20 protein-coding genes are annotated in these 20286 nt (G+C 68.3%); 11 read left to right on the plus strand and 9 right to left on the minus strand.

The window, feature by feature from the left end:
• The first annotated feature begins 77 nt into the window (after positions 1-77).
• The 5 genes from minC (at position 78) to ACIIOY_RS19365 (ending at position 4501) form a co-directional block, all read left to right on the plus strand.
• Positions 78-824 carry a septum site-determining protein MinC gene (gene minC, locus ACIIOY_RS19345; protein WP_411036311.1) on the plus strand — a complete coding sequence of 249 codons (747 nt, stop codon included), beginning with the start codon at positions 78-80 and terminating at the stop codon, positions 822-824.
• 34 nt (positions 825-858) lie between these two features.
• Complete coding sequence (gene minD / locus ACIIOY_RS19350; RefSeq protein ID WP_411036312.1) at positions 859-1674, plus strand: septum site-determining protein MinD; 816 nt, start codon at positions 859-861, stop codon at positions 1672-1674.
• A complete protein-coding gene (gene minE, locus ACIIOY_RS19355) occupies positions 1671-1934 on the plus strand; it encodes a cell division topological specificity factor MinE (RefSeq protein WP_411036313.1) in 264 nt (87 codons plus the stop codon). The genes minD and minE overlap by 4 nt, the downstream gene beginning before the upstream one ends.
• Before the next feature lie 99 nt (positions 1935-2033).
• Positions 2034-2216, plus strand: coding sequence for a hypothetical protein (locus ACIIOY_RS19360; protein WP_411036314.1), 183 nt, complete (start codon positions 2034-2036; stop codon positions 2214-2216).
• 254 nt (positions 2217-2470) lie between these two features.
• Complete coding sequence (locus tag ACIIOY_RS19365) at positions 2471-4501, plus strand: right-handed parallel beta-helix repeat-containing protein (protein WP_411036315.1); 2031 nt, start codon at positions 2471-2473, stop codon at positions 4499-4501.
• A 95-nt stretch (positions 4502-4596) separates the two neighbouring features.
• Here the strand turns inward: ACIIOY_RS19365 and ACIIOY_RS19370 are convergent, their stop codons facing one another.
• Entirely contained in the window at positions 4597-5460 is an 864-nt protein-coding gene (locus tag ACIIOY_RS19370; RefSeq protein WP_411036316.1) for a DMT family transporter, read from the minus strand.
• A 113-nt stretch (positions 5461-5573) separates the two neighbouring features.
• Between ACIIOY_RS19370 and ACIIOY_RS19375 the strand changes: the two genes are divergently transcribed.
• Complete coding sequence (locus tag ACIIOY_RS19375) at positions 5574-6971, plus strand: aminotransferase-like domain-containing protein (RefSeq protein ID WP_411036317.1); 1398 nt, start codon at positions 5574-5576, stop codon at positions 6969-6971.
• Positions 6972-6977: 6 nt separating this feature from the next.
• On the opposite strand, the gene ACIIOY_RS19380 is transcribed toward ACIIOY_RS19375, so the two are convergent.
• From ACIIOY_RS19380 to ACIIOY_RS19400, 5 genes are all read right to left on the minus strand, one after another.
• On the minus strand, positions 6978-7730 hold the full coding sequence (locus ACIIOY_RS19380; protein ID WP_411036318.1) for an ABC transporter ATP-binding protein: 753 nt from the start codon (positions 7728-7730) through the stop codon (positions 6978-6980).
• Positions 7727-8536 carry an ATP-binding cassette domain-containing protein gene (locus tag ACIIOY_RS19385; RefSeq protein ID WP_411036319.1) on the minus strand — a complete coding sequence of 270 codons (810 nt, stop codon included), beginning with the start codon at positions 8534-8536 and terminating at the stop codon, positions 7727-7729. Before ACIIOY_RS19385 ends, ACIIOY_RS19380 begins: the two co-directional genes overlap by 4 nt.
• Positions 8533-9378, minus strand: a complete 846-nt coding sequence (locus ACIIOY_RS19390; RefSeq protein ID WP_411036387.1) for an ABC transporter permease — start codon at positions 9376-9378, stop codon at positions 8533-8535. Before ACIIOY_RS19390 ends, ACIIOY_RS19385 begins: the two co-directional genes overlap by 4 nt.
• Before the next feature lie 14 nt (positions 9379-9392).
• Positions 9393-10346, minus strand: coding sequence for an ABC transporter permease (locus ACIIOY_RS19395; RefSeq protein WP_411036320.1), 954 nt, complete (start codon positions 10344-10346; stop codon positions 9393-9395).
• A 92-nt stretch (positions 10347-10438) separates the two neighbouring features.
• On the minus strand, positions 10439-11962 hold the full coding sequence (locus ACIIOY_RS19400) for an ABC transporter substrate-binding protein (protein ID WP_411036321.1): 1524 nt from the start codon (positions 11960-11962) through the stop codon (positions 10439-10441).
• 189 nt (positions 11963-12151) lie between these two features.
• On the opposite strand from ACIIOY_RS19400, the gene ACIIOY_RS19405 reads away from it, so the two are divergent.
• Positions 12152-13384, plus strand: coding sequence for a M24 family metallopeptidase (locus tag ACIIOY_RS19405; protein ID WP_411036322.1), 1233 nt, complete (start codon positions 12152-12154; stop codon positions 13382-13384).
• On the opposite strand, the gene ACIIOY_RS19410 is transcribed toward ACIIOY_RS19405, so the two are convergent.
• From ACIIOY_RS19410 to ACIIOY_RS19420, 3 genes are read right to left on the minus strand one after another with little or no spacing between them, the layout of a single operon-like run.
• Positions 13381-14139, minus strand: a complete 759-nt coding sequence (locus ACIIOY_RS19410; RefSeq protein ID WP_411036323.1) for an iron ABC transporter ATP-binding protein — start codon at positions 14137-14139, stop codon at positions 13381-13383. The genes ACIIOY_RS19405 and ACIIOY_RS19410 overlap by 4 nt on opposite strands.
• On the minus strand, positions 14136-15077 hold the full coding sequence (locus ACIIOY_RS19415; protein WP_411036324.1) for an iron chelate uptake ABC transporter family permease subunit: 942 nt from the start codon (positions 15075-15077) through the stop codon (positions 14136-14138). The genes ACIIOY_RS19410 and ACIIOY_RS19415 overlap by 4 nt, the downstream gene beginning before the upstream one ends.
• On the minus strand, positions 15070-16014 hold the full coding sequence (locus tag ACIIOY_RS19420) for an ABC transporter permease (RefSeq protein ID WP_411036325.1): 945 nt from the start codon (positions 16012-16014) through the stop codon (positions 15070-15072). Before ACIIOY_RS19420 ends, ACIIOY_RS19415 begins: the two co-directional genes overlap by 8 nt.
• A 66-nt stretch (positions 16015-16080) precedes the next feature.
• Between ACIIOY_RS19420 and ACIIOY_RS19425 the strand changes: the two genes are divergently transcribed.
• The 4 genes from ACIIOY_RS19425 to kdpB are packed head-to-tail and all read left to right on the plus strand — an operon-like array spanning position 16081 to position 20284.
• Positions 16081-16413, plus strand: coding sequence for a hypothetical protein (locus tag ACIIOY_RS19425; protein WP_411036390.1), 333 nt, complete (start codon positions 16081-16083; stop codon positions 16411-16413).
• Positions 16414-16423: 10 nt separating this feature from the next.
• Positions 16424-16510 (plus strand): K(+)-transporting ATPase subunit F, encoded by an 87-nt coding sequence (kdpF, locus tag ACIIOY_RS19430; RefSeq protein WP_411036388.1) that lies wholly within the window; start codon positions 16424-16426, stop codon positions 16508-16510.
• Between the two features lie 17 nt (positions 16511-16527).
• Positions 16528-18237, plus strand: a complete 1710-nt coding sequence (gene kdpA, locus ACIIOY_RS19435) for a potassium-transporting ATPase subunit KdpA (RefSeq protein ID WP_411036326.1) — start codon at positions 16528-16530, stop codon at positions 18235-18237.
• A gap of 10 nt (positions 18238-18247) precedes the next feature.
• A complete protein-coding gene (gene kdpB / locus ACIIOY_RS19440; protein ID WP_411036327.1) occupies positions 18248-20284 on the plus strand; it encodes a potassium-transporting ATPase subunit KdpB in 2037 nt (678 codons plus the stop codon).
• Positions 20285-20286 lie beyond the last annotated feature (2 nt).

The raw sequence follows: 20286 nt of genomic DNA on the forward strand, positions 1-20286 counted from the left end.
CGCGCCAGCCACGCCTGCGAATTAACTGTTCGTTAACCATTTCACCGCTACACCGGAGCTACCGAAAATTAACCAAGATGACTGACGTGTTAACTCAACCCCGGCCGATCCGCCTCAAGGGGCGGTCCTTCCTTGCGCTTGCACTGACCCCGGAGCTGCCCTTCGAGGACTGGCTGGTGCGCCTCGACGATCTGGCCGCCCGCTCGGCCGGCTTCTTCCTTCGCCGGCCGGTGGTGCTGGACGTCGAGGGGCTGGACATCGACCGGCCGCAGCTGCGCGGGCTCGTCGAGCAGCTGGGCGCGCGCAACGTGCGGGTCATGGGGATAGAGGGGGCGCGCGCCTCGCTGCTCGGCCCGGACATGCCGCCGGCAATGTCCGACGGACGTCCGGCGGGCGACATAGAGGCCCCGGCAGGCGAGCCGGCGGAGGCGGCCGAAACGGCCGGTCCCGCCGAGAGCGCGGTAGCGTCCGAGCCGGCCGCGGCGGCGAAGGCTGCGCCCTCGATGATCGTCACGCGGCCGGTGCGCTCCGGCCAGTCCATCTTCTTTCCCAAAGGGGACGTTACCATCATCGGCTCGGTCGCATCGGGCGCGGAGATCGTCGCCGGCGGCTCGATCCACGTCTACGGCCCGCTGCGCGGCCGGGCGATGGCCGGCACGATGGGCAATGCCTCGGCGCGCATATTCTGCCGCAAGCTCGAAGCGGAGCTGATCGCCATCGACGGCTTCTACAAGACGGCGGACGACATGGAACCGGACCTGCGCGGCAAGCCCGTGCAGGCCTGGCTGGAAGGCGAAACGATCAAGGCCGCGACACTCGGCTGAACAGCAGGCGAATTCCTACTTACTGGAGAGGTACATGGGCAAGGTAATCGTTGTCACATCGGGCAAGGGCGGCGTCGGCAAGACGACGTCGTCGGCCGCACTGGGCGCCGCGCTGGCGCAGAACGGCGAGAAGGTCGTGGTCGTGGATTTCGACGTCGGCCTGCGCAATCTCGACCTCGTCATGGGCGCCGAGCGGCGCGTCGTCTACGACCTCGTCAACGTGATCCAGGGCGAGGCCAAGCTCACGCAGGCGCTGATCCGCGACAAGCGGGTCGAGACGCTCTACCTCTTGCCGGCCTCGCAGACCCGCGACAAGGACAACCTCACCCCGGAGGGCGTCGAGAAGGTCATCGCGGCCCTCAGGAACGCCTTCGACTGGGTGATCTGCGACAGCCCCGCCGGCATCGAGCGCGGCGCGACGCTCGCCATGCGCCACGCCGACGTCGCCATCGTCGTGACCAACCCGGAAGTCTCCTCGGTGCGCGACTCCGACCGGATCATCGGCCTGCTCGATTCCAAGACGGAGAAGGCGGAAAACGGCGAGCGCATCGAAAAGCACCTGCTGCTGACCCGCTACGACGCGAACCGCGCGGAGCGCGGCGACATGCTGAAGGTCGACGACGTGCTCGAGATCCTCTCGATCCCGCTGCTCGGCATCATCCCGGAAAGCATGGACGTGCTGCGGGCGTCCAACGTCGGTGCGCCCGTGACGCTGGCAGACGGGCGCAGCGCCCCGGCGCTCGCCTATTTCGAGGCGACGCGGCGGCTGAAGGGCGAAAACCTGCCGGTGACCATTCCGGGCGAAAAGCGCGGTTTCCTCGGCAAGATCTTCGGAAGGAAAGCGGCATGAACCTGTTCCGTTTCTTCTCCCGCGCCCAGTCGGCGCCGGCCGCCCGCGAGCGGCTGCAGGTGCTGCTCGCCCACGAACGCGCCGCCACCGGCGACACGGACCTCGTCAACAAGCTGCGCGACGAAATCCTGAAGGCGATTTCCAAGCACATGCAGGTCGACGACGAGAAGGTCAGCATCAAGATGGAACGCGGCGCCCAGGTCTCGACGCTGGCCGTCGACATTGAGATCCCGTTCGACGCCGGCAAGAAGGCGGCCTGACGGCCGCTCCGCCCCACCGCCGCGCATCGCCGATGCCGGCGGCGACGCGGCCCCTCCGGGGGCCGAAGACAGCAGCAACAGTCATCGAAGGAGAATGTCATGACCCGTTTCGCACTTCTGGAAAGGCTGAAGGCGGTCCAGCAGATGCCCAAGTACCAGGGGCGTGACATCACCACGATCAGCGCGGTCCTGTCGAACCAGGCGCTTGCGCGGCATGTGGAACATTGCGAGCAGGCCGCAGGCGTCAAAGCCCCTCCCGCCGCAGCGCCCCAGGACGCATGACCAAGCCCCGCGAGAAGCACGAATACCGCCTTCGCTGCGCAAAGTTGACTCTCTAGGTCAAGTATAATATCGCCAATCGCATCCGCCCTGCGGATCGCTGAATGGAGATATTCATGAAAATTATTAGGGAGTTGGCTGGGCCGCTCGCAGCTGTGGCCGCGAGCATCGCGCCTGTGCATGCCGCGGATATGCAGGCCTTTGCGGAGTTCGAGGGACGCTGGCACGGCGAGGAGTCGCTGGGAGGCCTCGGGATCATGCTGCCGTTTCGGCTCGATGCGAGCCAGACGTTCCTGATCGACCTCAACGGATCGCTCGTCGAAGGCGGCGTCCGGCAGGCCTCGTTCGGCACCGGTTACCGCTTTACGACGGCAGGCCAGTGGACCGTCGGCCTCTACGGTTACTACGACTATCTCAACTCCCGCCTCGGCAACGATTTTCACCAGCTCTCGTTCGGCGCCGAAGCCCTCGGTCCGGTCTTCGAAACCCGCGCCAACGTCTACCTTCCGCTGGGCAGCGACAAGACGGTCGACGGCGCCGGGCGCGGCGTGATCAGCGACGGTATCCTCAGGTTCCGCGAAGGCCGCGAACAGGCTAGGCCCGGCATGGACGCCGAAGCCGGCGTCAAGATTCCCGGCGTTTCGGACGACGGCAATGCGGAACTGAAGCTCTTCGCCGGCAGCTACTGGTATGGCGGCAAGAATGTCAGCGACATGTTCGGCGCGAAGCTGCGGGCGGAGCTTGCCTTCGCCAATGTCCCCGGCCTTCCGGCCGGCTCCACGGTCTCGCTCGGGGCAAGCGCGACCTATGACAACCAGGACAAGCTCGGCGGCGCCGTGATGGCGCGGTTGCGCATCCCCTTCGGCGCAACCGGCAGGGCGGCCGATCCGTTCGATCCCGCCACCCAGGCGGTCCGGCGCGCATCTCTCATCAAGACGCATGTCGGGGCGACGGGGGACCTCGAAGACGCCGTCTTCGACCTCACCGGGCAGACGGCCGGCAATGTGCTGACGGTCTCGGCGCAAAGCGGCAACGCAGCCGCCATCAATTCGCTGCTCGCGGCGGCAGGCGACGGAGCACTCGTGCTCGCCGACGGCAATATCGGCCTCGACGGCTCGCTGATGCTTTCGAACGGCCAGGCCCTACTCGGCGGCGGCGGGACCCTCGCCCTGCGCGGCGCATCGAGCGGGGGCCGCGGCACGTTCACCAACGAGGGTGCCGGCACGACGCTGACCGGTTACGACCCGGCCCAGGACGTCGTGACCATGGCATCGAACGGCATGGTCTCGTCGCTTGCCGTCACCGGCGGGCTTGCGGGCATCGCCAGCACGGGCACGTCGGGCCTGATCATCGACAATGTGGACATTTCGAGGACCGCCCATGACGGCATCCGCCTGACGGGCGTCGACGGCGCCGTCGTGCAGAACAGCACCATCCACGATCTCTACATCTGCGAAAGCAGCACGCTTTGCGAGTTCGCCGTCGGCAATCCGAACCGCGCGCCCTATGCCGCCATCAGCGCGCACGGCACGAAGGGCCTCGCCGTCCGCGACACCACGATCGACAACGTGACCTACGGCGTCTTCGCGGGAAGCGCGATAGACGACGGTGACTGGCCCCCGGTCGTTACCGCTCTCGCCAGCGATATCACGCTCGACAATGTCAGCATCTCCCGCTCGCGGCGCGAAGGCATCCTTCTCGTGGCGGCCGATAGGGTCGCGATGAACAGGGTGACGATCGACAATTCGGCGCAAGACCGCGACATGGATCTCGTCGTGCTGCAAGGCAGCTCGAACGTCTCGATCACCGACATGGTGCTGAAGGGCGGCATCAACGGCCTCATGCTGGTGACGGCACCCTCCCTGCCCGATGAAGCCGTCACGACGGATGTCGAGGTGAACGGCCTGACGATCGACGGCACGCAGAATGCCGGCATATTCTTCAACCCGGTCGCCGGGATCGATCTCAGGAACGTGACGATCACCAACGCCGGCACATACGGCATGTTCATCTACGGCGACGAATGGGGCTTCCTGGGCGGCCCCGTGGCCGATGTCGGCTTCGAGAACGTGGTGATAGACAACGCCAGGACGGCGGGGCTCTATTTCATGGGACCGTCTGAAGACTTCTCCGGCGATGTGACGGTGCGCAACACGCCGCGCGACTGCAAGTCCGATCCATCCTGGAGCGGCGGGCTCAGCGGCTCGATCAGCCAGCCGAGCGGCTCGGTGTTCATCGTCAACGGCCAGGAACTCGGTGCCTCGACCTTCGAAGCCCGTTGCGGCTGAGCCGAGCGGCGCGGCTCCCGCGGCAGCGCCGCGGAGGTCGCCGCCGGAACGACAGGCGCGAAAATATTCCCGAACTTCTCGTTGCCGGAGCTGCCTCAGCGCGCGAACCTGCGGGCACCGGCGACGCAGAGGACGACGGCGAGGGTCGTGGCGATCATCAGGGGGTTCACCGTCTCGTGCAGCAGGCCGGCGGCGAGCAGGAGGCCGAGGAAGGGCTGGAGCAGCTGCAGCTGCCCGACCGCCGCGATCCCGCCGAGCGCAAGGCCGCGATACCAGAAGACGAAGCCGACCAGCATGCTGAAGACGGAGACATAGGCAAGGCCCGCCCATGCGCTGCCGGCGATGCCGGCCCAGGTGCCGGGAAGCGAAAGGAGCGCGATGAGCGCCATCGGCGGCAGCGCGAGCACCAGCGCCCAGGAGATGACCTGCCAGCCGCCGAGCGAACGGGAGAGTTTCGCCCCCTCCGCATAGCCGAGGCCGCAGGCGATGACGGCGGCAATCATCAGGAGATCGCCGGCAAGGGAAGCTTCCGCGCCCGAATTCAGCGCGAAACCCACCACCATCGCACTGCCCAGGCAGGAGAACAGCCAGAAGAGCGGCTTCGGCCGCTCCCCGCCCCGCAGCACGCCGAAGACGGCGGTCGCCAGCGGCAGGAGGCCGACGAAGACGATCGAGTGCGCGGAGGTGATGTATTGCAGCGCCAGCGCCGTCAGGAGGGGAAAGCCGACGACGACGCCGAGCGCGACGATGGCAAGCGACAGGAGGTCGCCGCGGGACGGCCTCGGCTGGCGCAGGGCAAGCAGCAGGGCCGCGCCCAGGAACGCCGCGATGACCGCGCGCGCCGAGGTCAGGAAGATCGGCGAGAAATCCGTGACCGCGATGCGGGTCGCCGGCAGCGACCCGCTGAAGATGACGACCCCGAGCAGCCCGCTGCCCCAGCCTTCCATGGATGTTTTCATCGTGCCTCGCATTCCCTTTCCAGATACATCCGGGGGGCTGGCGGAGGCAGGCACAAAACAATACAATTGCGGCAAACTGTATTGGTATATGGATCCATACAATAGGAGCGGGCATGGCGGCGCTTGCAGGAAGCCGGACAGGCGACGTCATGAATGCCATCCGCGGCCGGATCGCCGGCCGCGCGCTCGCGCCGGGCGACCGCCTGCCCTCGATCCGCCGCCTCGCAAGCGCGATGGGCGTGTCGCCCTCGACGGTCGTCGAGGCCTATGACCGCCTCGCCGCGGAAGGATTGATCCGGGCGCAGCGCGGATCGGGCTTCTACGTTTCGAGCGCCGCGCAGCCGCCGTTGAAGCTGACGGAAGCGGAAACGCCGAAGGCGCGGGCGGTCGATCCGTTCTGGGTTTCGCGGCAGTCGCTCGATGCGGACGATGGCGTGCTGAAGCCCGGCTGCGGCTGGCTGCCGGCCGACTGGATGCCGGACGAGGCGCTGCGCCGCGCCATCCGCAGCCTTGCGCGCGGCGACAGCGGCGTTCTGGCCTATTACGGCAGCACGCGCGGCTCTCCGGCGCTGAGGCGCCTGCTGCTGGCGCGGCTGGCGGACGACGGCATCGAGGCGGGGCCGGACCACCTGATGCTGACCAACACGGGCACGCAGGCGCTCGACCTGATCTGCCGCTTCCTGCTGCGGCCGGGCGATGCGGTGCTTGTCGACGATCCCTGCTACTTCAACTTCCAGGCCCTGCTGAAGGCCCACCAGGTGAAGATCGCCGGCGTGCCGCATGGACCGTCAGGCCCGGATGTCGCGGCCTTCGAGGCGGTGCTCGCCGCCGAGCGGCCGCGGCTCTACATCACCAATTCGGCGATCCACAACCCGACGGGCGCGTCGCTTGTCCCGCAGGTGGCGCACCGGCTGCTGAACGCGGCGGCGGGCAGCGACATGACCATCGTCGAGGACGACATCTTCGCCGATTTCGAGCCCGAGCCGTCCACCCGGCTTTCGGCGCTCGACGGGCTTTCGCGCGTCGTCCGCATCGGCAGCTTCTCCAAGACCCTCTCGGCTTCCGCGCGCTGCGGCTACATCGCGGCGCGGCCGGACTGGATCGAGGGACTGGTGGACCTCCAGATCGCCACCAATTTCGGCGGGCCGAACCCGATTTCCAGCGAGATCGTCGCGCACATGCTCGCCGGCGGCGGCTATCGCAAGCATATGGAGGAACTGCGGCGCCGGCTCGTGCGCGCGCGGCGCGAGACGGCCGACCGGCTGCACCGGCTCGGCATCGAGCCGTGGCTGCTGCCGCGCGGCGGCTTCAACCTCTGGTGCCGCCTGCCGGACGGGCTCGATTCGGCCCGGGTGGCGCAGGCGGCCGTCGCGGGCGGCGTCATCCTCGCCCCCGGAAACGTCTTCAGCGTGTCGCAAGGCGCGGGCGGCTTCATGCGCTTCAACGTCGCCCACATGATCGAGCCGCGCGTCTATAAGGTGCTGGAAGCGGCGATGAAAGGCGCGGCCTGAAACGGCTCAGGCGCGCTTGGGCATGCGGGGCGTGCCGGCAAGGAGCTTGCGCGTATAGGGATGGGCCGGGCGGGCGAGGACGTCGCGCGTCGCGCCCTGCTCCACGATCCTGCCCTTCTCCAGCACCACCAGCTTCTCGCAGAGCAGCGCGACGAGGGCAATGTCGTGCGAGACGACGATGAAGGTCGTGCGGGCCGAAAGGGTGCGCATGAGGTCGATGATGCGGGTGCGCGTGGTCAGGTCGAGCGCGCTCACCACCTCGTCGGCGATGACCACGTCGGGGCTCGCGACGATCGCCCGCGCAATGGCGATGCGCTGGCGCTGGCCGCCGGAGAATTCGTGCGGGTAGCGGCGCGCCGCATCGGCCGGCAGGCCGACGTCCCGCAGCGCCCGGGAGACCGCCTCCCCCAGGCCGGTTTCCATCTTCAGGGAACGCAGAGGCTCCGCGACGATGTCGAACACCCGCTGGCGCGGATCGAGCGAGGAATAGGGATCCTGGAAGACCGCCTGCACGCTGCGGCGGAAACCGCGCATGAAGGCGCGGTCCGATATGTCCAGCGGATCGCCGCGGAACGCGATCGTGCCGGAGGAGGCGCGCTCCAGCCCGAGCAGCAGCTTCAGCATGGTCGTCTTGCCGGAGCCGGATTCCCCGACGATGCCGAGATTGCCGCCGGCTTCGACGGCAAGGTCGATGCCGTGCAGCACCGTCTTCCCCTTCGCATAGCCGAAGGATACGTCCGAGAGGGCGAGAAGCGTCACAGGGCAGCCTCCAGGGCATCGTCGAAGGCGCGGGCGGCCGCGACCAGCCCCTGCGTATAGGGATGGGCGGGACGGTCGAAGAGCATGCCGACCGGGCCCTGCTCGATCAGTTCGCCCCCGCGCATCACCAGCGCCCGCCCGGCCACGGCGGCGACCACCGGAAGGTCGTGGCTGATGAAGAGGAGGCCCATGCCCTCGTCGCGCACCAGCCTCTCCAGCAGCCCAAGGATTTCGGCCTGCGTGGTCACGTCGAGCGCCGTCGTCGGCTCGTCGGCGATAAGGAGCTTCGGCCGGCAGGCGAGCGCCATGGCGATGGCCGCGCGCTGGCGCTGGCCGCCGGAAATCTCGTGCGGATAGGCGCGGGCGATGCGCTCCGGCTCGGGCAGGGAGACGCGCTGCAACAGTTCCAGAACCCGTGCCTCCACTTCGGCCCGTGCAAGCCTCATGCCGTCGCGCAGGGAACGGCGCCTGACCACCTCGCCCACCTGGCCGCCGATGCGCATCAGCGGGTCGAGCGCCGTCATCGGCTCCTGGAACACCGCGGCGACGCTTCGGCCCCGCAGCGCGACGAGGTCGCGGTCGCGTGCGCCCACCACCTCGCGGCCATCCAGCCGGACGGAGCCGGAGACACGCACCGTTTCCGGCAGGAGGCCGAGGACGGCGAGCGCCGTCAACGACTTGCCGGAGCCGGATTCGCCGATGAGGCCGACCCTCTCGCCCGCGGCGATCGCAAAGGAGGCGCCGGAGACGAGCGCGCGGCCGGCCGTGCGGATTTCGAGGTTCTCGACGGACAGCAGCGGGCTCACCGGCTCCTCCTGCGGGTGGGATCGGCGACGTCGCGCAGGCCGTCGGCGAAGAGGTTGAGGCCGATGACCAGGGACACCAGCGCAAGGCCGGGCGCGATGGCGCCGAAGGGCGCGGTGTAGACGGAGGCCTGCGCCTCCTGCAACAGCCGGCCCCAGGAGGCATTCGGCGGCGGCGCGCCGAGGCCGAGATAGGAGAGCGACGCCTCGGCGATCACCGCGAGCCCGAACTGCAAGGCGAAGTTGACGATCAGCGTCGGCCAGATGTTCGGCAGCACATGGATGCGCACGATGCCCGGCCAGCCGGTCCCGGCGACCCGCGCGGCCGTGATGTAGTCCATCGCGAGGACGCGTTTCGACAGGATGCGCGTCAGCCGCGCGACGATGGCCGAGCCGGCGATGCCGATGGCGAGGACCGCCGTCCAGAGGCTGGCGCCGTCGCTGGAGGCGACGATCAGCATGGCGAGGAGCAGCGTTGGAAAGGCGATGAGGATGTCGAGTGCCGCGGCAAGGACGTCGTCGAGCGTGCGCGTGGCGAAGGCCGCGAGGACCCCGGCCGTGACGCCGATCAGCGCGCTCAGCGCCACCGCGCCGCAGCCGACGAGAAGGGCGATGCGCGAGCCGACCATGATCTGGGTGATGAGGTCGCGGCCGAGCCGGTCCGTTCCGGCCCAATGGGCAAGCGAAGGGCCTTCGAGGCGCCCGCCCGCCATGTCCCCAACCCCGTAGGGCGTCCAGACGAGGGAAAGGAGCGCGACGACGACATGCAGGCCGACCAGAAGACCGCCCACCGCGAGCGGCCAGGGGATCGACGCCTTTTGCACCGTGCCGCCGCCCGCGGCCATGCTGCCGTGCCCGCTCATGCCCCGTCTCCCACAACCCGGCCGCGCAGGCGCGGATCGACGAGCCGTTGCAGGAGGTCGGCGGCAAAGCCGACCAGCAGCACCAGCAGCGTGGAGACGAAGAGAACGCCCTGCACGTTGGGATAGTCGCGCTGCTCGATGCCGAGCAGCAGCATGGAGCCGAGACCCGGCAGGGCGAAGACCCGCTCCACCACCACGGCGCCGAGCAGCGTCGAGGCGAGCTCGATGCCGAGGATGGAGATGACCGGCACCGCCCCGTTGCGGATGCCGTGGCGCAGGAGCGCCTCGGAAAAGGTGGCGCCGAGCGCGCGGGCGGTGCGCAGATAGTCGCTTCCCAGCACGTCCTGCGTGGCCGAGCGCACGTAGCGGATCAGCGAGGCCGACATGACGATGGCGATGGTCGCGACGGGCAGGACGAGGGCCTGGAAGGCCGCGCCAGGCGCCTGCCAGCCGCGCGCGGGAAAGCCGCCGGACGGAAAGAGCCTGAGGTTCACCGCGAAGACCGTGACGAGCAGGATGCCGATCCAGAACACCGGCACGGCGATGCCGAGCTGCGAGACGACGGAGATCAGCCCGCCATACCAGCGGTTCTGCCGCACGACCGAGAGGATGCCGAGCGGCACGGCGAGCGCGATGGCGACGAGGAAGGCCATCAGCGTCAGCGGCACGGTGACGACGAGGCGCTTGCCGATCTCGGCCAGCACAGGCGCGCCGCTGACAAAGGAATTGCCGAGGTCGAAGCGGGCGAGGCTGCCGGCAAAGCGCGCGAACTGCTCATGGAGCGGCAGGTCGGAGCCCACCTGCCTGCGCGCGGCCTCGATCTGCGCGGCATCCGCACCGACGGAGACGAGCGCGTTGGCGGGATCGCCCGGCAGGAGGCGCAGCAGCAAGAACAGGATGACGGCGGCGATGAGGACCGACAGCGCCAGGATGGCGGTGCGGCGGAGCATGTAGGAAAGTATGGTATCTACCTCTCATGGAGACGCCGCCCGAACATAGTCCAGGCGGCGTTTCGTGTCGAGCGTAACGCCCGTGCGACGGGTCACTCGGCCTTGGTGATGCCGTAGGCGAAGAACTGCGAGTTGAGGCCGTTGACCGGGTAGCCGCTGACGGTGTTCTTCGACACGACGATCTGCGGGTAGAGGTAGAACCAGTTGCTGGCCGCGTCCTCGGCGATGATCGTGTTGGCTTCCTTCAGCTTCTCGACCTGCTCGGCTTCCGTCGCGCTGGCCTCGGCTTCCTTGATCAGGTCCACGACCTTCGGGTTGTTGTAGCCCCAGTAGAAGTCCGGGTTGCCGTAGAACACGATGTCGCGGTGGTTGACGTGCTCCTGCAGCGTCGCCTGGAAATCGTGCGCCTTGTAGATCTTCGTGTACCACTCGTTGGCGGTGATGACGTTGATCTCGACCTTCACGCCGACCTTGGCAAGCTCGCTCTGGATGAACTGCGCGGCGATCGGATGCGGATCGTAGTTCGGCGTGTCGATGGTGAAGGTGAAGCCGTCGGGATAGCCGGCTTCCTTGAGCAGCGCCTTCGCGCTTTCCGGGTCGTAGGCATCGACCTTGGTCAGATCGACGTACCAGGCGTCGGTCGGCGGCACGAAGGAGCCGATCAGCGTGCCGTAGTCGCCCCAGACCGCCTTCAGCAGCTTCTCGTCGTCGATGGCGCGGGCGAGCGCCTTGCGGACCTTCACGTTGTCGAAGGGCGCGACGCGGTCGTTGTAGGCGAGCAGCAGCTTGGTGGTCGACTTGCCTTCGCTGACGGTGAACTCGGGATTGTCCTTGAACTGCGCCAGCGAATCCGGGCTCTGCACGGTGGTGATGATGTCGACCGAGCCGGTGAGCAGCGCGTTGTTGAGCGCGGTCGCCTCGGTGAAGTACTGGAAGACGACCTCGCCGTTCTTCGGCTTCTCGCCCCAGTACTTGTCGAAGCGGGCGATCGCCAGCGACGAGCCGCGGCGCCATTCCTGAAGCGCATAGGGGCCGGTGCCGTCCTCCTTCGACTGGAGGTCGCCCGCCTCGTCGTTGACGATCCAGACGTAGCTGAGATTGTAGGGCAGCGAGATGGAGCGCGCGGCGAGCTTCACGACCACGGTCGCATCGTCCGGCGTCTCGATGCCGGCAATCGACTTCAGGCTGTTCTTGCGCGAGCTCTTCGATGCCTCGGCGGTGACGCGCTCGATGGAGAACTTCACGTCCCTGGAGGTCAGCGGCGCGCCGGAATGGAAGGTGACGCCCGGCTGCAGCGTGAACGTATAGGTAAGGCCGTCCTCGCTGACCTTGGTGTCCTTCGCCAGCACCGGCTCCACCGTGCCTTCGTCCGTCAGGCGGAACAGCGCCTCGTAGACATTGCCGTTGAAGGCCTCGTTGATGCCCTGGCCGGCGCCCGCCGTGTTGTCGAGGTTCTGCGGCTCGTAGAGCGAACCGATGTTGATCGTGGCGTCCGGATCGCTTTCCGCGGCAAGCGCCTGGCCGAAGACGGCCAGCCCGAGCACGGCCGCAAGCGCCGCCGTAACCGCCCGGTTGCCGCGGCCCCTGGCTCCGCCGTGGATGTTGAAACCGCTCATCTCGTTCTCCTGTTTCGATGCAGCCGCGATCGGCGGCCGACTTGGGCTCGGATTGTATTGATCCTAACGGCGCGGCGGTATGCGTTTCCACTCCAATTTGCGGAAATGAAAGGGAATCGTCTTTCAACCGCGCCCAAATCCATGGATAGTTTTCGCGCCTGCAAGGCATGGTGACCGAACGAGGAAAGAATGGGCGACATGGACCGCGCAAGGGCGCAGGCATTGCTTGCGGCCGAAGGGCTGGACGGGATGGTCCTGTTCCGGCCGGAAGCCTTCCGCTACGCGACAGGCCTTGCGGCGGGCGTCGCCGCCATGTGGGGACGCGCGGGATCGGCCATCGCGCTCGTGCCGGCGGATGCGGGCGCGCCGCCCGCCGCCGTCATGAGCGACCACGCCGCCGCCGGGGCGAGACATTCCGCGGGGACGATCGACATCCGCACCCACCGCATCTGGATCGACGGGGTGAGCGTCGGGAACGCCCGCACGATCGCGGAGATAGACGCGGCCTATCGTGCGGCCGGCAATGTCGGGCCGCGCCCGGAAACCTTCGACCAGCAGGCCTGTTTCCGCCTTCTCGCCGACCTTCTCTCCGAGCGCGGCCTTTCCCGTGCAGCGCTCGGGGCCGACCTCGATTTCATGCCCGCCGCCGATTTCGCGGCGCTGAAGGCGGCGATCCCCGGCGTCGACTGGCGGGACGCGTCCGAGATCGTCGGGCGGCTGCGCCTCATCAAGAACGACCGCGAGATCGAACACCTGCGCAAAGCGGCTCGTTGTGCCGAAGCCGGGCTGGAAAGCCTCATGTGGGCGGCGCGCCCCGGCATGCGCGTCGCGGAGCTTTCGGCCGCCTGGCTTGCCGGCGCGCGCGCGGCGGCCGCGCGGGGCGGGCATGCCCTCTCCGGCCATTGGGACTACATCTCCATCGGCCCCGACCTGCAAAACGGCACGGCGCCCCTCGGCGAAGGCGACCTCGTCAAGGCCGACGTCGGCACGCTGGTCGAGGGCTATTCGTCCGATGGCGCGCGCACCTTCGTCTGGGGCAAGGCATCGCCGCTCGCGCAGGACGTCTACAAGGCATTGCTCGATGCGTTCCTGACAGGCGTCGAGGTCCTGCAGCCTGGCAATACGTTCGGCAAGGTCCACGAAACGATGCTTTCAACCATGCGCCGGCACGGCTTCCACGAATACTACCGCGGGCACTTCGGCCATTCCGTCGGCGCTGCCGCCGGCATCGAGGAATGGCCTTTCCTTTCCCACGGCAACGGCATCGCCATCGAGCCCGGCATGGTGCTGGCGCTCGAAGCGCCCTTCTATGCCGACGGGCTCGGCGCGCTGATGATCGAGGAGCAGTTCCTCATCACGCCGGACGGCGCGCAGACCATGAACAGGCTGCCGCGGGAGCTGATCCCGCTCGGCCGGAACTAGAGCTGGTGCAGCACGAAGGGGTTTCCGTCGATCATTTCCACGCGCATGCGGAAACCGAAGACGGCCTCCAGCGTGTCGGGCGTCAGGATGTCGGCCGGCGTGCCATCGGCGACGATGCGCCCTCCCTTCATCGCGACGATCCGGTCGGCGTGGGCGCTCGCCTGGTTGATGTCGTGCAGCACGATGACGACCGTCTTGCCGTTCTCGTCGGCGATGGTGCGCAGCGAGCGCATCAGCGCGCGGGCATAGTACATGTCGAGATTGTTCAGCGGTTCGTCGAGCAGCAGGTAGTCCGTGCCCTGCGCGAAGGCCATGGCGACGAGCGCGCGCTGGCGCTGGCCGCCGGAGAGCGTCTCGATGAACCGGTCGGCAAGATCGGTGAGGTCGAACTGAGCGATTGCCGCGTCGATGACGGCATTGTCCGCCTCGGTCAGGCGCCCGCGGCCATGGGGAAAACGGCCGAAGCCGACGAGTTCGCGCACGGTGAGGCGGCTTGCGACCGTCGTGTCCTGGCGCAGGATGGCGATCACCTTGGCAAGCTCCCGGCCGGGCGTCGTGTTCACCGGCAGGCCGTCGACCTCGATAACGCCCGCCTGGAGCGGCTGCAGGCGGGCGACGAGCGACAGCAGCGAGGACTTGCCGGCGCCGTTCGGGCCGATCAGCGCCACGACGCCGCCCTTCGGGATCGTCAGGCTGACATCGGAGAGGATCGGCGTCGCCCGATGCTTGAAGGAGACGTTTTCTATCCGGATCATTTGCGGCTCCCGAGGACCAGCAGCAGGAGGAAGACAAGCCCGCCGACGAATTCGACGACGACGCCGAGCGCCGTCGCGTTGCCGAGCGCGTGCTGGAAGAGCGTCTGCCCGCCGACGAGCACGGTGACGCCGACAAGGGCGGCGGCCGGAAGCAGCACGCCGTGGCGGCGGGTCGCCACGATGCGCTCGGCAAGGGCCGCCACCAGCAGGCCGAAGAAGGCCACCGGGCCGACGAGCGCGGTGGAGACGGCGACGAGCGCCGAAACGAGGAGAAGCAGGCCGGTCACCGTCGCGGTCCAGCCGACGCCGAGGCCGGTCGCCGTATCCGGCCCGAGCGAGATGACGTCCAGCACATGCCGCGCGCGCCAGGCGACGATGACGGCGACGGCCGTCACGACGGCGGCGAAGACGAGGAGGTCGGTGCGCACGGCGTTGAAATTGGCGAAGCTCGCCGTCTGCGCCACGGCGAACTCGTTGGGGTCGACGAGGCGCGCGAGCAGGGAATGGAGGCTGCGGAACAGGACGCCGAGGACGACGCCGGCGAGCAGCATCAGCCCCATGTCGAGCCGCCGCCTCAGCATGGGCAGCAGCAGCGCGCAGGCGAGCGCCATCAGGAGCAGGACCTCGATGGCGAACTTGAGCTGCGGATCGAAGGCCACATAGCCGACGCCGCCGAGCAGGAAGACCATCAGCATCTGGCCGAAGAGGTAGAGCGCATCGAGGCCCATGACGGAAGGCGTCAGGATGCGGTTGCCGGTGACGGTCTGGAAGACCACCGTGGACACGGCGATCGCCACGCCCACCTGCGCGAGGGCCGCGAGCTTCAGGAGGCGCAGTTCCAGAACGAAGGCGATATTGCCCTTGAGCCCGATCGCCAGGAACGCGGCGGCGGCAGCGAGCGCGGCGGCGGCAAGGCCGAGAAGACGGCGATCAACCATGCTCGCCGCGCCGGAAGAGAAGCCAGAGGAAGATCACGCCCCCGACCACGCCCATCACCGTGCCGACCGGGATTTCGTAGGGGTAGCGGATGAGGCGCCCGGCGATGTCGCAGGCGAGCACAAGCCCCGCGCCGCCGGCCGCGACCCAGCCCAGCGTGCCGCGCACGTTGTCGCCCATCAGCCGCGAGACGATGTTCGGCACAGCGAGGCCGACGAAGGGGATCATGCCGACCACGACGACCGCGAGCGCCGTGATGACGGAAACGATGACGAGGCCGATCTGCATCATGCGGGCGTAGTCGATGCCGAGCCCGATGCTCGCCTCCCGCCCGAGGGCCATGATGGTCAGCCGGTCGGCGACGAACCAGGCGGCGGCAACCATCAGCGCGGCGATCCAGAGCAGCTCGTAACGCCCGCGCAGCACGCCGGAAAAGTCGCCGTTGGTCCAGACGGAGAGGTATTGCAGCAGGTCCGCCTGCCAGGCGGCATAGGTCGCGGCCGCGCCGATGACGCCGCCGTAGACGATGCCGAAGAGCGGCACCAGGAAGGGCTGGGCCGGCGGCAGGCGCTGCGCCGTCGCCAGGAAGATGGACGTGCCGAGAAGGGCCGCGGCGCCGGCAACGAGCGTCTTCACCGGCAGGGCGGCCGCGGGAAAGAGCAGCGTGACGAGGAGGATGCCGAGTTCCGCGCTCTGGGCCGTGCCCGCCGTCGCCGGCTCGACGAACCGGTTGCGCGACAGCGTCTGCATGATGAGGCCGGCGATCGCGAGCCCAGCACCGCAGAGTATGGCGGCGAGCGTGCGCGGCAGGCGGCTGACCGCGAGCAGCTGCAGCGCGTCCGGATCGGAAAGGAGCGTGCCGAGCGGCAGCGGACTGACGCCGACGGCAAGGCTCAGCACGAAGAGCGCCGCAAGCCCGAAGCTTGCGGCGAGCGTCATGCGCAGGGAAGGTCTTGTAGCGGCGGCGATCATGTCCTGGAGGCGTTCAAGCGGCCTGTGCCCTGCATGACCGGCGGCTTGCAGGTTCCGGGCTGGCGACCGCTTCGAGCATGGCTTTCCCCTTCCATCCGGACGGCGCCGAAGCGCCTGTCGAAAAACACAACGTCCTTACGCATGTTTGCGCGGCATGGGAAGCCGGTCGTCCTGCCGCAGCGGACGCCTCTTTATCTTTTCCTTACGCCGCCCTCCCGCCTTCCCAATCGAAACCTGACGCCGGCTGCCCCTAGTCTGCGGCCGCACAACAGGAGAACGGACATGTCCGATTTCATCTTTCTCGCGCTCGGCTGCGGCACGTTCGTCGTCTTCGCCGCCTATGCCCGCGCGCTCGACCGGCTCTGAGGCAGCGGCAATGATCGAACCTCTCTTCGGCCTTGTCGTCGCAATCGCCCTCGGCGCCTATCTCGTGGTCACGCTGCTGCGGCCCGAACGCTTCTGACCCTCAGGAGAAACATCATGACCATGATCGGGTGGCTGCAGATCGCCCTCCTCTTCCTTGCGGTTCTGATCGCCATCAAACCGCTCGGCCTCTACATGGCCCGCGTCTTCGCCGGCGAGCGCACCGCGCTGTCGCCGGTCCTTGGGCGCCTCGAGGCCGACCTCTACCGCATATCCGGCGTCACGCCGGACAAGGAGCAGGGCTGGCTCGCCTATACGCTCTCCATGCTGGTCTTCTCGGCGGCCGGCTTCCTCGCGCTCTATGCGATCCTGCGGCTCCAGTCCCATCTGCCGCTCAACCCGCAGGGCTTTGCCGGCATGGCGCCGGACCTCGCCTTCAACACCGCCGTCTCCTTCGTGACCAACACCAACTGGCAGAACTACGGCGGCGAGACGACGCTCAGCCATTTCAGCCAGATGGCCGGCCTGACGGTGCAGAACTTCCTCTCCGCCGCCACGGGCATGGCGCTCGCCGTCGCGCTGACGCGGGCGCTCGTCCGCTCGAAGGCCTCGACGCTCGGCAACTTCTGGGTCGACATGACGCGGGCGACGCTCTACGTGCTCCTGCCGATGGCGATCGTCGTCGCGCTCGCCTTCGTCGCGATGGGCCTGCCGCAGACGCTGGAGGCTTCCGTCACCGCGACCACGCTCGAAGGCGCCAGCCAGACGATCCCGCTCGGCCCCGTCGCCTCGCAGGAGGCGATCAAGCAGCTCGGCACCAACGGCGGCGGCTTCTTCAACGTCAATGCCGCCCATCCGTTCGAGAACCCGACCGCCTTTTCCAACTACCTCAACATCTTCGCCATGCTGTCGATCTCGGCCGCGCTCGTCTACACGTTCGGCCAGCTCGTCGGCAACCGGCGCCAGGGCTGGGCGCTTATCGCCGCCATGGCCACCCTGCTGATCGCCGGCGTCGCCGTCACCTATTGGGCGGAAGCCGGGGGCAACCCGATCCTGACCGCGCTCGGCGTCGATGCCGCTGCCGGCAACATGGAAGGCAAGGAAGTCCGCTTCGGCCAGGCGACGACCGCGCTTTACGCCGCCGTCACGACCGGCCTTTCGGACGGCGGCGTCAACGGCATGCACGGCTCCTTCACCGGCCTCGGCGGCCTCGTGCCGATGTTTCTGATGCAGCTCGGCGAGGTGCTGCCGGGCGGCGTGGGATCCGGCCTCTACGGCATGCTCGTCTTCGCGCTGCTCTCCGTCTTCGTCTCCGGCCTGATGGTCGGGCGCACGCCGGAATTCCTCGGCAAGAAGATCGAGGGCCGCGAGATGAAGTACGCCATGCTCGCCGTGCTCGTCCTGCCGCTCGCCATCCTCGGCTTCACCGCGGTCTCGGCCATGCTGCCGCTTGCCGTCGCGAGCGTCGGCACCGCCGGCCCGCACGGGCTGTCGGAAATCCTCTATGCCTATACCTCGGCGGCGGCCAACAACGGCTCGGCCTTCGGCGGGCTTACGGGCAATACCGTCTGGTACAACACGACGCTCGGCATCGCGATGCTGCTCGGCCGCTTCGCCTATGTCGTGCCGGTCATGGCGATCGCCGGCTCGCTGGCGGGCAAGGTCAAGGTTCCGCCGTCCGCCGGCACGTTCCCGACCGACGGGCCGCTCTTCGTGGGCCTCCTCGTCGGCATCATCCTCATCCTCGGCGGCCTGCAATTCTTCCCCGCGCTCGCCCTCGGCCCCATCGTCGAGCACCTCGCCATGCTCGCCGGCCAGACCTTCTAAGGAAAGAGCCATGTCAAAGGACCATCACGCTCCCCGCCTTCTCGACGGCGCGATCCTGCTGCCGGCCGCTCGCGACGCCTTCGCAAAGCTCGATCCGCGCCAGCTCGTGCGCAATCCCGTGATCTTCGTCACGGAGGTCGTCGCCGCCGTCGTCACCATCCTGTTCCTGCGCGACCTTCTCACCGGCAGCGGCGAGGCGGGCTTTTCCGGCCAGATCGCCGCCTGGCTCTGGTTCACGGTGCTCTTCGCGACCTTCGCGGAAGCGGTCGCAGAGGGCCGCGGCCGGGCGCAGGCCGACAGCCTCAAGCGCACGAAATCCGAGCTCGTCGCCCGCCGGCTGACCGCAAGCGGCTCGACCGAGACCGTACCCGCGACGAGCCTTGCGGTCGGCGACATCGTGCTCGTCGCAGCCGGCGAGCTCATCCCCGGCGACGGCGAGGTGATCGAGGGCGTCGCCTCGGTCAACGAAAGCGCGATCACCGGCGAATCCGCCCCCGTGATCCGCGAATCCGGCGGGGACCGCTCAGCCGTCACCGGCGGCACGCAGGTGCTTTCCGACGAGATCAAGGTGAAGATCACCGTCGCGCCCGGCTCCTCCTTCGTCGACCGCATGATCGCGCTCATCGAGGGCGCGCAGCGGCAGAAGACGCCGAACGAGATCGCGCTGTCGATCCTCCTGTCGGGCCTGACGCTGATCTTCCTCTTCGTCTGCGTCGCCATCTGGGGGCTTGCCGGCTATTCCGGCACGGTGCTGACCGTCACGGTCCTTGCCGCCCTGCTGGTCACCCTCATCCCGACGACGATCGGCGGCCTCCTGTCGGCCATCGGCATCGCCGGCATGGACCGCCTCGTGCGCTTCAACGTGATCGCCACCTCCGGCCGCGCCGTGGAAGCGGCCGGAGACGTCGACACGCTGCTCCTCGACAAGACGGGCACCGTCACCTTCGGCAACCGCATGGCGAGCGACTTCCTGCCGGCACCGGGCGTTTCCCAGCCCGAGCTTGCCGAGGCGGCGCTGATCGCCAGCCTCTCCGACGAGACGCCGGAAGGCCGCTCCGTCGTGGCGCTCGCCACCGGCGAATTCGGTGTCGCCATGCCGGAGGCCCGCTTCGACGCGGTGATCGACTTCACCGCCGAGACCCGCCTTTCCGGCGTCGACGTCGCCGGCCGGCGGCTGCGCAAGGGGGCGGTGGACGCGGTGCTGCGCTTTGCCGGCCTGGAAGAAGGCGAGGCTCCGGCCGAATTCCGCCGGGCCGTCGAGACGATCGCCCGCAGCGGCGGCACGCCGCTCGCCGTCGCCGACGGCGCGCGCCTTCTCGGCGTCATCCATCTCAAGGACGTGGTGAAGCCCGGCATCAAGGAGCGCTTCGCGGCGCTGCGCGCCATGGGCATCCGCACCGTCATGGTGACGGGCGACAACCCGGTGACCGCCGCGGCCATCGCCTCGGAGGCCGGCGTCGACGACTTCCTCGCCCAGGCGACGCCGGAGGACAAGCTCGCCTATATCCGCCGCGAGCAGCAGGGCGGACGGCTCATCGCCATGTGCGGCGACGGCACGAACGACGCGCCGGCCCTCGCCCAGGCGGACGTGGGCGTCGCCATGCAGACCGGCACCCAGGCGGCGCGCGAGGCGGCCAACATGGTGGACCTCGATTCGAGCCCGACCAAGCTCATCGAGATCGTCGAGATCGGCAAGCAGCTGCTCATGACGCGCGGCTCGCTGACCACCTTCTCCATCGCCAACGACGTCGCGAAATATTTCGCGATCATCCCGGCGCTCTTCGTCTCGACCTATCCGGCGCTGGATGCGCTCAACATCATGGACCTCGCCTCGCCGCAGTCGGCCATCCTCTCGGCCGTCATCTTCAACGCGTTGATCATCGTGGCGCTCATTCCGCTCGCGCTGCGCGGCGTCGCCTACCGCCCGGCGGGCGCCGCCGCGCTCCTTCGCCGCAACCTGCTCGTCTACGGCGTCGGCGGCCTGATCCTGCCCTTCGCGGGCATCAAGGCTATCGACCTTGCCGTCAGCGCCCTACATCTGGTGTAATC

The sequence above is a fragment of the Shinella agrisoli genome (assembly GCF_046557955.1).
GTDB lineage: Bacteria > Pseudomonadota > Alphaproteobacteria > Rhizobiales > Rhizobiaceae > Shinella.